General features: G+C 68.1%; 16 protein-coding genes and 1 tRNA gene. 5 read left to right on the top strand and 12 right to left on the bottom strand.

Translation table 11 applies throughout. The annotated features are described in order from the left end of the window. The first annotated feature begins 42 nt into the window (after nucleotides 1–42). The gene (locus CFB49_RS25530) at nucleotides 43–915 is read left to right on the top strand and encodes a LysR family transcriptional regulator (RefSeq protein ID WP_089436889.1); all 873 of its coding nucleotides are present in this window, start codon (nucleotides 43–45) and stop codon (nucleotides 913–915) included. A gap of 75 nt (nucleotides 916–990) precedes the next feature. On the opposite strand, the gene CFB49_RS25525 is transcribed toward CFB49_RS25530, so the two are convergent. Next, nucleotides 991–1075 (bottom strand) — tRNA-Leu (locus CFB49_RS25525). Between the two features lie 142 nt (nucleotides 1076–1217). Between CFB49_RS25525 and CFB49_RS25520 the strand changes: the two genes are divergently transcribed. Next, nucleotides 1218–2531: a leucine-rich repeat-containing protein kinase family protein gene (locus CFB49_RS25520; protein WP_089492638.1), complete on the top strand. Its 1314-nt coding sequence runs from the start codon at nucleotides 1218–1220 to the stop codon at nucleotides 2529–2531. 12 nt (nucleotides 2532–2543) lie between these two features. On the opposite strand, the gene CFB49_RS25515 is transcribed toward CFB49_RS25520, so the two are convergent. The 8 genes from CFB49_RS25515 to CFB49_RS25480 all read right to left on the bottom strand — a co-directional run bounded on the left by CFB49_RS25515 (nucleotide 2544) and on the right by CFB49_RS25480 (nucleotide 7967). Continuing rightward, the gene (locus CFB49_RS25515; RefSeq protein WP_089492637.1) at nucleotides 2544–3173 is read right to left on the bottom strand and encodes a LysE family translocator; all 630 of its coding nucleotides are present in this window, start codon (nucleotides 3171–3173) and stop codon (nucleotides 2544–2546) included. Between the two features lie 101 nt (nucleotides 3174–3274). Continuing rightward, on the bottom strand, nucleotides 3275–3439 hold the full coding sequence (locus CFB49_RS36460; protein ID WP_179234944.1) for a hypothetical protein: 165 nt from the start codon (nucleotides 3437–3439) through the stop codon (nucleotides 3275–3277). 32 nt (nucleotides 3440–3471) lie between these two features. After that, complete coding sequence (locus tag CFB49_RS25510; RefSeq protein ID WP_089437139.1) at nucleotides 3472–3915, bottom strand: copper chaperone PCu(A)C; 444 nt, start codon at nucleotides 3913–3915, stop codon at nucleotides 3472–3474. A gap of 92 nt (nucleotides 3916–4007) precedes the next feature. Further along, nucleotides 4008–4373 carry a copper resistance CopC family protein gene (locus CFB49_RS25505; RefSeq protein WP_089436886.1) on the bottom strand — a complete coding sequence of 122 codons (366 nt, stop codon included), beginning with the start codon at nucleotides 4371–4373 and terminating at the stop codon, nucleotides 4008–4010. A 285-nt stretch (nucleotides 4374–4658) separates the two neighbouring features. Then, entirely contained in the window at nucleotides 4659–5036 is a 378-nt protein-coding gene (locus tag CFB49_RS25495; protein WP_069617491.1) for a DUF2946 domain-containing protein, read from the bottom strand. A gap of 93 nt (nucleotides 5037–5129) precedes the next feature. Beyond that, entirely contained in the window at nucleotides 5130–5624 is a 495-nt protein-coding gene (locus tag CFB49_RS25490; protein ID WP_069617490.1) for an SRPBCC family protein, read from the bottom strand. A gap of 58 nt (nucleotides 5625–5682) precedes the next feature. After that, nucleotides 5683–5985, bottom strand: a complete 303-nt coding sequence (locus CFB49_RS25485) for a 2Fe-2S iron-sulfur cluster-binding protein (RefSeq protein ID WP_050012376.1) — start codon at nucleotides 5983–5985, stop codon at nucleotides 5683–5685. Nucleotides 5986–6053: 68 nt separating this feature from the next. Beyond that, nucleotides 6054–7967 carry a sigma-54-dependent Fis family transcriptional regulator gene (locus CFB49_RS25480; RefSeq protein WP_069617376.1) on the bottom strand — a complete coding sequence of 638 codons (1914 nt, stop codon included), beginning with the start codon at nucleotides 7965–7967 and terminating at the stop codon, nucleotides 6054–6056. A gap of 186 nt (nucleotides 7968–8153) precedes the next feature. On the opposite strand from CFB49_RS25480, the gene CFB49_RS25475 reads away from it, so the two are divergent. Together CFB49_RS25475 and CFB49_RS25470 are read left to right on the top strand one after the other, a co-directional pair. Further along, complete coding sequence (locus CFB49_RS25475) at nucleotides 8154–8429, top strand: DUF2964 family protein (RefSeq protein WP_249190481.1); 276 nt, start codon at nucleotides 8154–8156, stop codon at nucleotides 8427–8429. Nucleotides 8430–8669: 240 nt separating this feature from the next. Further along, nucleotides 8670–8957, top strand: coding sequence for a DUF1488 domain-containing protein (locus tag CFB49_RS25470; RefSeq protein ID WP_006486743.1), 288 nt, complete (start codon nucleotides 8670–8672; stop codon nucleotides 8955–8957). 242 nt (nucleotides 8958–9199) lie between these two features. On the opposite strand, the gene CFB49_RS25460 is transcribed toward CFB49_RS25470, so the two are convergent. Continuing rightward, the gene (locus tag CFB49_RS25460) at nucleotides 9200–10501 is read right to left on the bottom strand and encodes an NCS2 family permease (protein ID WP_069617375.1); all 1302 of its coding nucleotides are present in this window, start codon (nucleotides 10499–10501) and stop codon (nucleotides 9200–9202) included. Between the two features lie 830 nt (nucleotides 10502–11331). Between CFB49_RS25460 and CFB49_RS25450 the strand changes: the two genes are divergently transcribed. Then, a complete protein-coding gene (locus CFB49_RS25450; RefSeq protein WP_069617374.1) occupies nucleotides 11332–11610 on the top strand; it encodes a hypothetical protein in 279 nt (92 codons plus the stop codon). Between the two features lie 171 nt (nucleotides 11611–11781). On the opposite strand, the gene CFB49_RS25445 is transcribed toward CFB49_RS25450, so the two are convergent. Both CFB49_RS25445 and CFB49_RS25440 read right to left on the bottom strand, forming a co-directional pair. After that, nucleotides 11782–12156, bottom strand: coding sequence for a DUF2917 domain-containing protein (locus CFB49_RS25445; RefSeq protein ID WP_089492848.1), 375 nt, complete (start codon nucleotides 12154–12156; stop codon nucleotides 11782–11784). 333 nt (nucleotides 12157–12489) lie between these two features. Next, a complete protein-coding gene (locus CFB49_RS25440; RefSeq protein WP_089492847.1) occupies nucleotides 12490–12867 on the bottom strand; it encodes a DUF2917 domain-containing protein in 378 nt (125 codons plus the stop codon). Between the last annotated feature and the right edge of the window lie 155 nt (nucleotides 12868–13022).

Below are 13022 nucleotides of genomic sequence, written 5' to 3'. Positions count from 1 at the left end.
GCTGGCAGGCCAGCCCCGACTCACCGCGAGGTCACGTCACGCATGGAACTCCGGCATCTCCGCTACTTTCTGGCCGTCGCGGCCGCGTCGAATTTCACGAAGGCCGCCGAAACGCTCGGCATCGGCCAGCCGCCGTTGAGCCAGCAGATCAAGGCGCTGGAGAACGAGCTCGGCGTGGAGCTGTTCAAACGGACCGCGCGCGGCGCCGAGCTGACGCTGGCGGGCGAAGTCTTCGCGGAAGAAGCGCGACGCGTGCTCGACGATGCCGAGCGCGCGGCACGCGCGGCGAGACGCGCCGCGCGCGGGGAAACCGGCCATTTGCGGGTCGGCTTCACCGGGACGGCGGCGTTCAATCCGAAAGTGTCGGATCTGATTCGCCGCTTTCGCGAGGCGTTTCCGGATGCGGAGCTGACGTTGCAGGAAGCGACGTCGGGCGTGCTGCTGGAGGCGCTGGAGGCCGGGCGCCTCGACGTCGCGATCGTGCGGCCCGAGCGCCGCGTGGCCGCGACGCTGCAGGTATCCGATTGGGACGAGGAGCCGATGTTCGTCGCGCTGCCCGTCGCGCACCGGCTGGCGCAGCGTCGGCGCATCGAACTGGCGGAACTCGCGGACGAGTCGTTCGTGCAGGTGCCGCGCGCGGCCGGCGCCGCGCTGTTCGACGAGATCGTCGCCGCGTGCAAGGCTGCCGGGTTCGAGCCGCGCATGGGTCAACCGGCGCCGCAGATCGCGTCCGCGGTGACGCTGGTGGCGGCCGGGCTCGGCGTGTCGGTCGTGCCGAAGGCGATTACGCAGGTGCAGGTTCCCGGGGTCGTGTACCGGCCGTTCGCGGGCAACCGGTTTCGCGCGAGGCTGGCCATTGCGTCGCGCTGCGACGAGCCGTCCGCGGTGGTGCGGAATTTTCTGCTGCTTGCATAGCAGACAACAAAAAACCCGCGAAGCCATGTGCTGTCGCGGGTTTCGGATCATGCTGGAATGCGCGGAAAACGCATCTGGTGCCGACGGCGAGACTCGAACTCGCACAGCTTTCGCCACTACCCCCTCAAGATAGCGTGTCTACCAATTTCACCACGTCGGCACTGCAAGGGGCGCAATTCTAACGTCACATCGCGCGTTTGTGAAGGGGGCATGACAAGGTCGTGTAGGGGCACGCGATCGATCCCGGTAGAATTCGTCCGATCGACCTGACGATCACCGCAACCGCCACCCGTTTTCTCCCCGTGACCCACACCCTCGAACACCTGCAGGCCGGCCAACTGTCGGGCGCGCGGCAACTGAAGCTCGCGTGCGGACTGACCGAATTCCCGCGCGAGATTTTCGATCTGGCCGACACGCTCGAAGTGCTCGACCTGACCGGCAACGCGCTGTCCGCGCTGCCGGACGACCTGCCGCGGCTGCATCGCCTGCGCATCCTGTTCGCGTCGGGCAACCGCTTCACGGCGTTCCCCGACGTGCTCGGCGCGTGCGAACGACTCGACATGATCGGCTTCAAGGCGAACCGGATCCGCACCGTGCCGCGCGGCGCGCTGCCGCGAGCGCTGCGCTGGCTGATCCTGACCGACAACGCGATCGACGAACTGCCGGCCGACATCGGCGACTGTGCGCGGTTGCAGAAGCTCATGCTGGCCGGCAATCAGCTGCAGGCGCTGCCCGCGGAAATGGCCGCGTGCCGCGCGCTGGAGCTGGTGCGCCTGTCGGCGAACCGGCTGCACGCGTTGCCCGACTGGCTGCTGCGCCTGCCGCGTCTCGCGTGGCTCGCCGTTGCCGGCAACCCGTTCGGCGCGGCGCCGGAGGCCGCGGCGTCCGCCGGGCCGGACGTCGCGGAGATCGACTGGGCCGCGCTGTCATGCGAACGGAAACTGGGCGAGGGCGCGTCGGGCGTCATTTATCGCGCGCAATGGCGGGCGGACGGCCATCCGCCGCGGACGGTCGCGGTCAAGCTGTTCAAGGGCGCGGTGACGAGCGACGGCTTGCCCGATTGCGAAATGGCCGCGAGCCTGCATGCCGGCCGTCACCCGCACCTGATCCCGGTGATCGGCAAGGTGCGCGGCCATCCGGACGACACGCACGGCCTCGTGATGGAGCAGGTCGATCCCGCGCTGACGAACCTCGCCGGGCCGCCGAGCTTCGCGTCCTGCACGCGCGACGTCTATGCCGCCGAGGCGGAATTCGATCCGGCGCACGCGTTACGGATCGCGCACGGCATCGCGTCGGTCGCCACCCAGCTGCATGCGCGCGGCATCATGCATGGCGACCTGTATGCACACAACATCCTGCACGACGGCGCAGGCGGCGCGTTGCTCGGCGATTTCGGCGCGGCGTCGCTGTACGACGTGAACGAGCGCACGCGCGGCGCGAGGTTCGAGCGGCTCGAAGTGCGCGCGTTCGGCTATCTGCTCGGCGAATTGCTCGAGCGCTGCGAACCGCACACCGGCGCGCTCGATGCGCTGGCGGCGGCGTGCATGAACGAGGACGTCGACGCGCGGCCGTCGTTCGACGAGATCACGGCCGCGCTGGCCGCGCGCATGCGCTGACGGGGAGGTGGCTTACGCCTGCCGCGCGGTCAGCAGCTTGATGCCGAGCCCGACGAACAGCAGCCCGCTCGCACGCTTGAGCGCGTGCACCGCGCGGCTCATGCCGACGCCGCGATGCAGGCGGCGCACGCCGGCCGAATACACGCTGTGAACGACCACGACCGTGCAGGCGATCGTCGCGTACATCGCGACGAACTGCAGCGCGAGCGGGCGATCGTGCACGACGAACTGCGGCATGAACGCGGACAGGAAGATCATCGTTTTCGGATTGCTGCCCGACACGAACAGCGCTTCGCGGAACAGCTTCCGGCGATCGGGCACGGCGAGTTCCGCCGCGCCGCTCGATGCGGCGGTCTTGCGGTCGCCGCGCAACTGCCGGACCCCCAGAACCATCAGGTACGCGGCGCCGATCACCTTCATCGCGACGAATAGCGGCGGCATCGCCGCCAGCACCGCGCCGACGCCGAGCGCGACCAGCAGCACGACCACGCCCTGCGCGACGAGGTTGCCGGCAATCGTCGCGGCGGTGCCGTGCGCGCCGTAGCGCACCGTGTTGCGAATCACGAGCAGCACGTTGGGGCCCGGCGACAGCGTCGTGGCGAGATAGGCTGCGGCAAACAGCATCCAGGTCTGAACGGACATGCGGCGCTCCGAAAGACGGTTCCGGCGGTCGGGATGAAGCGATGATGACACGCTAATAATGGCGCGGGCCGCCACCGGCGGAACCGTGCGGTCGCGGCGCGTCAGCGCGCGTCGCGCATGCAGTACGCGGGAATCGACGGCGGCGTATCGATGGCGGCAGGCCGCGTCATCCACGCGGCCCATGACCCGCAGGCGATCAGTACCGCGACATTCAGCGGGGTACGGTAGCGGACGAGCAGGTCGGCCAGCGGCAGGCGGTTTTTCATGTGCGGCTCCTTCGGTCGTGAGGTCGGCGGCGTTACTGGCCGGCGTAGGTCGGCGCCTTCGCGTCGCAGGTCACGGACACGGTCGAGCCGTCCGCGAAATGCAGCCGCATCGGCACCTTCGCGCCGGGCGCGACGGCCTGGCGCGGTTCCTCCAGCATCACGTGATAGCTCTTCGGCTTGAACGTCAGCGTGCCGTGCGCGGGCACGACGACCGAGTCGACGTGCACCATCTTCGCGGTGCTGCCGCTCGTCTGCGTTTCATGCACCATCGCCATCCCGTAGGCGGGCGTGTCGATGCCGGTCAGCGTCGCGGGTGCGTCGCCGCCGTTCTTCAGCGTGAAGTAGCCGGAGGACGGTACCGTCGCCGGCATCGTGCGGATCCAGCACGCATCGGCCTGGATGGCAGGCGCGGCGAAGGTGGCGGACGCGTGCAGCGCCAGCGCCATGAGCAGGGCGGTCGGAATCGGGCGTTTCATCATTTGTTCTCCTTATCGGGTGCGATGCCGGCGGCATCGATGCGAATGCGATCGGCATCGAGCGCCGACGCGCATCGCGCGCGTGACATGGGTTACTTCAGCGTGAATGCGTAGCGGCCGTGCGTGCGATGGCCGTCGCTGGCCACCGCGATCCACGCGACGGTATAGGCGCCGGGCTTCAGGCTCGCCAGCGCGACGTGCATCCGCTTCCGGTTGCCGGCATCGACGGCCGTCTTCCCGTCGACGACCGATTGCCCTTGGCTGTCGGTCACGGCGATCGAGCTGAACGCGGGCTCGAGCGCCTCGCCGAAATCGATCGTGACCGCGTGCGGCGCGCTCGACAGCGTGGCGTTGGGCGCCGGGTCCTGCATTTTCGGGAGCGCATGCGCATGCGCGGCGTGGAGGGCGACGAAGCCGAGTGCGGCGAGTGCGCCGCGAACGAAAGTAGCGGTTTTCATGGCTGGATGGGACGAATCGGATGGAAAAAGACGGATTCGGCGGACGGCTGCGCGAGCGGCATCGATATCGGCGGCGCGCGGCGCGGACGTGCGAGGGCGGGCATTCGCATGCGGGCGAATGCAGGCACGGCAATCCGAACCGGTAGCGGCCAACCGCGCGCCCGGCACGACGCCGCGCGCAGCAGGGTGAGACATGATCGTCCTTCGAAACGTGACAGATCGCGCACGCGGGCGGCATGCGCGGGCGACGCGATGCACGACGGCATCACGCGCAATGACGACCGATCAGGACGTGAAGGGCGGGGCGCGCGGTTGCGCGGCCGTGAGCGGCAGCGCGCGGCGCAGGCTTTCGAAGCGGGTTGCCGCGCGATGCTCGATTGCGTGCACATGGGCCGCGAACGTCAGTTCGGGGGCAGGCAGCGCGGGCGTATGGGCAAGCAGGCTGCAGTAGCCGCATGCCTGCAGATGGGCCTGCAGGTTTTTCGTCGACGCATCGGCGGAGCGGTCGCCGGCGGCCGGCGCGGCCGAACAGTAGCCGGCCAGCAGCGCGTCGACGCGCCCTTGCGTGGTCAGCGCCTGCGAGATCGTCGGCGCAAGCGCCGTCATCAGGATGGCGAGCATCCCGATCAGACTGCCGATCTTCCGGAGGCGACGACTCAGCATGCGATGCGCGGCGGCGGGTGGACTGACGATGCGGGCGATTATGCCACGCACGCCGGTTCGCCGGTCGGCACCGACGTGCGGCATCGCGGCGCGCTACGCGTGCAGCGCCAGATACTTCGCGATCAGCGTCATCTGCGCGGCCCAGCCCTGGTCGTTCATGTCGCGGGCCGTCGCGCGACGCGCTTCGATCAATTGGTCGAAACCCGTTTCGGTGACCGTGAGCAGCGTGCCGCCGGCCTGCGCCGCGAGCGTGAACGTGACGAGCGTCATCGGCTCCGACGCGTAATCGAAAGCCGGATCGATCGCGAACGGATGCCAGCGAAACGAGAACAGTTGTTTGGGCTCGATACGGTCGACGACGATTTCGAACACGGTGCCCGCATAGGGCTCCTGCGCCTTGGCGACGTCGTCGTCGACGCGGGTCGGCGTGATGCGGCCGAACAGCGGCTGGCCGGCCTCGAACGGGCCGTCGAACGACACGCCGAACCACTCGCCGAATTCGTCGGATTGGCTCACGGCTGCCCAGACGCGGTCGGGCGACGCGGCGAGCAGCGTCTGTTTTTCGATGCGATCGGTTTGCTGGACCATCATGTTCTCCATGCAGGATCGAGCGTTGCAGAGCACCGCACGCGGCCGCGCGCGATGTCTAGTCGAGCATGGCCGCGTCGGGCACGTCGAGCACGAGGTCCGACGTCGCGACGGCCACGCACGGCAGCGTATAGCCGTCGGCTTTTTCGTCGCGGCTCAGCCCCGGCCATTCGATCGTGTAGCGTACGCTGCCGCTGACGATCCGGCAAAGGCAGCTTCGGCACGTGCCGTTGCGGCACGAACGCGGCAGCGACACGCGCGCGAACGCGGCGGCTTCGAGCACGGTCAGCGTATCGGGTGCGTCGAAGCTTGCGCCGAGCGGCTCGATGCGCACGACGGGCGGGTGTTCTGGATCGGTCATGAGTGAAGCGGGCGGCGGTTCAGCGGCAACGCGCCAAGCATACCCGAAGCCGCCGCCAGCCACGGGCGTCAGTGCCGCCGCAGATACCGGTACACGGTGTTGCGGGCGAGGCCGAGCTCGCGCGCGGCCGCCGATACGTTGCCGCCATGCCGCGCGAGCACCGCATCGATCATCGCGGCCTGGTGGCTGTGCAGCGTCGTGCCTTCGCGTTTGCCGGCCGATGGGAGCGATGTGGCCGGTATGGCAGCCCCCGACGTCGTGGGCGCATCGTCGCAGTCGAGCCAGAAATCGTCGGGCAAATGCGCGAGCGTGATCTCGGCTTCGTCTTCGGCGAGCATGCCGGCCGTGCGCAGCACGTTGGTCATCTGCCGCAGGTTGCCGGGCCAGCGGTGGCGCGCGAACGCGTCGAGCACGTCGGCCGCGAGGCGGCGCGGCATCGGCTCGCTGCGCGCGAGCCGCGCGAGGATCCGCTCGACGAGCGCCGGCAGGTCGGTGCGTGCGGCGAGCGCCGGCAGCGTGACCGCGAGGCCGTTGATCCGGTAGAACAGATCCTCGCGGAACGTGCCGTCCGCGATCATCGCGCGCAGGTCGCGGTGGGTCGCGCACACCACGCGCACGTCGACCGGCACCGCGCGTGCGCCGCCGAGCGGCATCACCGCGCGCTCCTGCAGCACGCGCATCAGCCGAACCTGCTGCGCGAGCGGCATGTCGCCGATTTCGTCGAGAAACAGCGTGCCGCCGTCGGCCTGCGCGATCTTGCCCGGGCTGCCGCGCTTGCGCGCGCCGGTGAACGCGCCGTCTTCGTAGCCGAACAGCTCGGCCTCGATCAGCGAATCGGGCAGCGCCGCGCAGTTGACCGCGACGAACGGGCCGTCCGCGCGCGGCGACGCCTGGTGCAGCGCGCGGGCGAGCCATTCCTTGCCGGTGCCGGTCTGGCCGAGGATCAGCAGCGGCAGGTCGCGCCCGCGAATCTTCGCGACGCGTTCGAGCACGGCGGCCATGCGCGCGTCGCCGGTGTCGAGCGTCGCGAACGTGATCGCATCGGGGTCCGGCGCCCGCACGCGGGCGGCCGGCGTCGGCGGGGTGACGGCGACGGTCGTTTTCTGCGCTTCAGGGAATTCGCAGCGGGCGAGCACGCGCACGCCGGTCGACAGCGTGAGGCGGAACGTGGCGCCCGGCGTGCGCGCGGCCTGCTGCGCGAGCTGGCTGAAGCGCATGCCGAACAACGCGTCGCTGGCCTGGTGCTGCAGCGCGTCGAACGACGCGCCGAGCTGGAATTGGGCGCTGCGGTTCGCGGCGATCAGCCCGCCGTCGGGGCCGAATGCGACGAGCCCGGCGAACAGCGAATCGACGCAATCCTCGTGTGCGTGAAAGCGTAGCCGCAGCGCTTCGCCGCACTGGTTCGCGAACAGGTGGTTCTCGATCAGCTGCGCGGACATCCGCACGAGCGCGAGCGTATGCGGGCTGGAGCCGCGCGGGTCGCCGCTCACGTCGAGCGTGCCGAGTGTGCGGCCGAACGGATCGACGATCGGCGCGCACGCGCAGGTGAGGATGTGGTTCGCGCGCAGGAAGTGTTCGGAACCGTGCACGACCACGGCCTGGCCCGACGCGAGCGCGGTGCCGATCGCGTTGGTGCCGCGTGTGCCTTCGGCCCACGACACGCCGTTGCACAGCGCGACGCGGTTGGCTTTCTCGATGAAGTCGGCGTCGCCGATGCTGTGCAGGATCACGCCGTCGGCGTCGGTCAGCAGCACGAGGCTTTGCGTCTCGGCGATCTGCGCGTGGAGATCCTCCATCACCGGGCGGGCGTGCGAGAACAGCGTGTGGTTCGTGTCGAGCAGTGCGCGCAGCGCGACGCGCGACAGCGGCGCGAAATCGGGGCGCTCGTGCGCGCGCAGGCCGACCGCGGTCGAACGCGCATGCGCCTGCGCGAGCAGGTCGGTACGCCCCGCGGTGGCGGGCAGCACGAAGGGTTGCGGCATGATGTGTCTCCTGTTCCCCGGAGCCGCCGGGGCCGACCGGATCGGAAGCGGCGGCGGAGTGTGTCTCCGCTCGCGGCGCACCATTCGGCGCGACAGCCGTTCGTCCGGGTACGCATCATCATACAAGCGCCACGTGCGATGCGCGACTGCCGACAAAATCCCCTTGCTTTTAAGCGCCCGCCTGCAATGATGGAAATGGAGCACGCACGCGCCGTGTTCCGCACTGCAACATGCATGCGACGCGACATGCATCCGTTCGGGAGAGGCATCATGGTTCGGACGGAACTGAGAGTCGTGCTGGCGGCCATCGCCACCTTCATCATGCTGGGCGGCATTGCCGTGGCGATCCACGGATTGCTGTTCGATCTGACCGATGCGGTGAGATACGGGGCGGCCGCGATTGCGGTGGGCGTCACGACTGCCGCGATCGCGCTCAACATCTGGCCGACCGATCCGCACTGACGCCGTTTTCCGAAACGGTGCCGGATGCCGCGCAGATCAGACGAAATGCGCGTCGGAACCACGCACACCGAAATTTTTGTGTCCCGCGCGAAACCGTCTAAAGTGGAATTCAACCGGCATGCAGCGACCGCGCCACACTCCGCGGTAGCGGCCTCCGCCGGCGAGCCCGCGTACATTTCGTCCGGCCGGTAGCGGACGACGGACGCGGTCATTCGTTTTCTACCGGTCGAGGCGGCTCCCATGCAGATCCATTTCACGAACGAGAAGCCGGAGTATTCGGGGCGTGACCTGATGCTGGGGTTCACGGCGCTGGTCAATGGCGAGCGGGTCCAGTGCCAGATCACCGCCGAGGCGCTGGAAGACCACTTCGGCGCGGCATCGCCGCGCTTCGAGGACATGGTCGGCGCATTCGACCAGCACCGCGAGCGTATCGAGGCGGCTGCGCGACGCCTGCTGTCGGAAACGCGCGCGCAATGCGTGACGCTGCGCAGCGGCTACGTGCGTTTCTACGAGGCGAACTGGCGCTGACGACACGACGCTCGTTTCGTGGCGCGCCCGGGCGCGGCGCACGCGAAGACGTTGTCTTTCACGCAATGCCGTTCGGTGGGGCCGGGCGGCATTTTCGTATGCGGGCCGTGCGGGATCGACCGGGCGTCGGCCCCGGGGCATGCGCGTCGATTCGTGAAGATCGCGAAAGCGTCGTGCGAAAACACGAACGCCACCCGAAGGTGGCGTTTGCATCGTGCGTCGCGTCGGTGCGCGCGCCGCGCTTACTCGCTGCCGAGATAGAAGAAGCGGAACAGGAACACGGCCGCGATGATCCACACGATCGGCTTGACCGTGCGAGCCTGGCCCGTCAGCAGCTTGAGGCCGCCGTACGCGATGAAGCCGAATGCGACGCCGTTCGCGATCGAGTACGTGAACGGCATCAGCAGCGCGGTCAACGCGGCCGGCACGGCTTCCGTCGCATCGTCCCACGGCACCTCGACCATCTCGCGCAGCATCAGGCACGACACGTACAGCAGCGCGGGCGCCGTCGCGTAGCCCGGCACGACGCCCGCGAGCGGCGCGATGAACAGGCACGCGAGGAACAGCACCGCGACGGTGATGGCCGTCACGCCGGTGCGGCCGCCGGCCTGCACGCCCGATGCGCTCTCGATGTACGCGGTGGTCGACGACGTGCCGAGCACCGAGCCCGCGACGATCGCGGTGCTGTCGGCGAGCAGTGCCTTGTTCAGGCGGTTCATCTTGCCTTCGACGAGCAGGCCCGCGCGATTCGCGACGCCCATCAGCGTGCCCGTCGCATCGAACAGTTCGACGAGGAAGAACACGAGGATCACGTTGATGATGCCGGTCGACAGCGCGGCGCCGATGTCGAGCTTGAACAGCGTCGCGTCGATCGACGGCGGTGCCGAGAACACGCCGTGGAACTGGTTGCCGGCGAAGAAGAACGACAGGATCGTCACGCCGATGATGCCGATCAGGATCGCGCCGCGCACGCGCAGATGGTCGAGCGTGACGATCGTGAAGAAGCCGACGATCGCGAGGATCGTCTCGTGTTTGTGCAGGTCGCCGAGCGTGACGAGCGTAGCCGGGTTGCCGACGATCACGCCCGACGTCTTCAGCGAGATGATGCCGAGGAACAGGCCGATGCCGGCGGTAATGGAAATCCGCAGCGATTTCGGAATGCCGTTGACGATCGCCTCGCGCACACGGAACAGCGTGACGAGCAGGAACAGGCAGCCGGAGATGAACACCGCGCCGAGCGCCGCCTGCCATGTGAAGCCCATCCCCTTGACGACCGTGTACGCGAAATACGCGTTCAGGCCCATGCCGGGCGCGCAGGCGATCGGGTAGTTCGCGTACAGGCCCATGATGATCGACGCCAGCGCCGCGACGAGGCAGGTCGCGACGAACACGGATTCCTTCGGCATGCCGGCGTCGCCGAGGATCGCGGGGTTGACGAAGATGATGTAGGCCATCGTCAGGAACGTGGTGACGCCCGCGAGTATTTCGGTGCGGAAGTCGGTGCCGGCTTCAGCGAAGCCGAAATACCGCTTGATGAATTCCATGAAGGCGTTTCTCCGGTCGGATTGTCGTGTTGATTGTTGTGCCGAATTGTTGTAAAGGCAGCGCGGCCGGCTAACTGTAACCAGCCACTATTGTCCGGCTATCGGCGGATTGTAATAGCGCGGATAGCTCGGACGATATAGTTGGAGGGCGCGATCGGTTGCCTGCGCGCGAACGGTCGGGCACCCGCCCCGTGACGAAGGCGCGCATTTTACCGGTTCGAGCGGCACGGTCCGGCAGAAATGGGGAAACGCGGGAAATGCGCGGTAGAGGCGCGCGGCAGGCCGGCGAGACCGGTCATGCGTGCGCCACGCGGCCGATGCGTGCGCAACGGCCAGCCGGCTGCGTCGCGTGCGGCCGGTGTGCGATGACATGCGACTGGAACGGTGCGCCCGGATGCTGCACGAACGCGGTGCAGGCGGCGCGTGCCGGCGAACGCACGTGCGCCGCCGGTGCGGATACACGATACGGAACCTGCGTGCAGCGGCCATTCGTCAGTCCAGGCGGCCGCAGGTATCGGGCTATCCTGCGCCGAAGCCGTCCCGTCCGCAACTGTCATTTCGCGATGCGAGGGCGACTGTGGTTTCTGTGTAAAAGATTGCAAGACCCCATCGCATAAACCGGCAAGTCTTTCTAGGATAGATACACCGCGCATGCACACGCCGGCCGGTAATTGCCGACGCGGGGGAGTCGCAGTCCGTGCAGGCCAGGCGGTGAATGGCGGTCAAGGCCGTTGCGCGTTTGGGCAGGCACGGCTAGTTCGGCACCGCCGGTCAGGCGCGGCCGATTGCGATTGCCCGATGCGGGTTCGTCCGTAATCACGGAGGTCAGCATGTTGAACTGGATCAGCCGTTGGGCGATGCGACACGCCCCCACGCCGGAAAAAACCGCTGCGTCGATGCTCGTGACGGCGCGCATGGAACTGTTCGCAGCCGAACAGCGCGTCATCGATGCGAAATTACAAGCGGATTACTGGCGCACACGTGTGTCATTCCTCGAAGAGGTGCAGAAGCAGGGCATCGATCCGTGGGTGACCTCGCAGGCTGCGCAACGCCCCGACTTCGATGCCACTCCACGAAGCACGGGCCCGCGTCTCGCCGCCAGCACCTGATGCCTCTGCTGCATCCCGTCGCTGCGCACGGCGCGCGATCGCTCGCGGCACGCATCGGCGTGCCGCGTCCTTCGATGCGCACCCGCGGTGCGTTGCGCCGCGGGTGCGTCCGTTTCCCGTCGCGGCCGTTCCGCGTGTCGCGCGCTTGACGCGTGCGAAACGGCGCGCCGCTCATCCGCTCCTTCTCCCTCTCCCGACGAGCAAACGTTGCACGTGCGCGAGCATGCGCCTGATGCGTTCGCCGCGCCGCACGTACGCGGTCGTGATCGTCGCTTCGGCCGGCTGGTCGGCGTCGGTGCCGAGCCAGATGCGCTCGCCGCGCGCGATGCGCAGCACGTCGCCGGGCCGCACCCAGTAATCGTCGACGCCCGGCGGGCGGGTGATCCACAGCGCCGCGCCGTGCGAGCGAATTTCCGCGTCCTGCGGCGCGCGCCAGGTCATCGTCGTGCGCGGCGCGACCGCGAAGCGGATCACGACGGTCGGTAACGCGATCGTGCCGGCGACGCGCCGATCGGGACGGTCAAACAGCGGGCTTGCCTGGTCCATCGTCTTCTCCATTCAGTGAGCCGGACGGATGACGTGCACCAGAACAAAAAGGCCTCATCCGTTTCCGGCGAGGCCTCGTGTGACATGCGGTACTGCTCGGTTGCTAACGCACAAGCGCCTCCCGTGATCCATTCTTTCGAATGTTCACCGGGCAATGAATCGCGATGGCGACGAGCTTGAACGTAGGCATGCGAACGATTTTGTTGCGGGTGTGCGGTGTTGTCAACGACAATTTTCGGGATATGCGCGGGCGATGCGTTGCCACGCGCATGCGGCGTTTCGCGAGGTCGGTGCGCACAGGGATCCGGGATCGCGTGTGCAGCGATGCGTGCATCATGCGCGACGCCGCCATTGCCCGCTCAGCCGGCCGCGCATCCACGCGAGCGCACGCGTCAGCCCCGTATCGCGCTGCATGACGTACACGGTCGTGATCGATGCTTCGGCAGGCCGGTCGTCGCCGCTGCCGATCCAGACGCGCTCGCCGCGCTGCACGCGCAGCACGTCGCCGGCGCGCAGCCAGTAATCGTCGACGTTGCCGAGTCGCGTGATCCACAGCGTGGTGTCGTGTACGCGGATCTCGGCGTCGTGCTGCGCGCGCCACGTCAGCGTCTTGCGCGGCGCGACCGTGAAATGCAATTCGACGCTCGGCAATGCGATCGTATCGGTGCGGCACCGATCGGGGCAGGCAACCCGCCGGCTTGCTTGGTCCATCGTCATCTCCGTTCCGTTGAGCCGGGCGGGATGACGCGCACCAAAACAAAAGGCCTCATCCGTTTCCGGCGAGGCCTTGTGACATGCGTGACTGAATTTCGATGCTAACGCACAAGCGCCTCCGGTGATCGCCGCGGGTGGGCGTTCACTCGGTT

Origin of the sequence: Burkholderia sp. AU17457 (genome assembly GCF_002223255.1) — a bacterium.
Taxonomy (GTDB): Bacteria; Pseudomonadota; Gammaproteobacteria; order Burkholderiales; family Burkholderiaceae; genus Burkholderia; species Burkholderia sola.
Note: the sequence above shows the minus strand (reverse complement) of the source record. Positions and strands in the feature narration are given on the sequence as shown.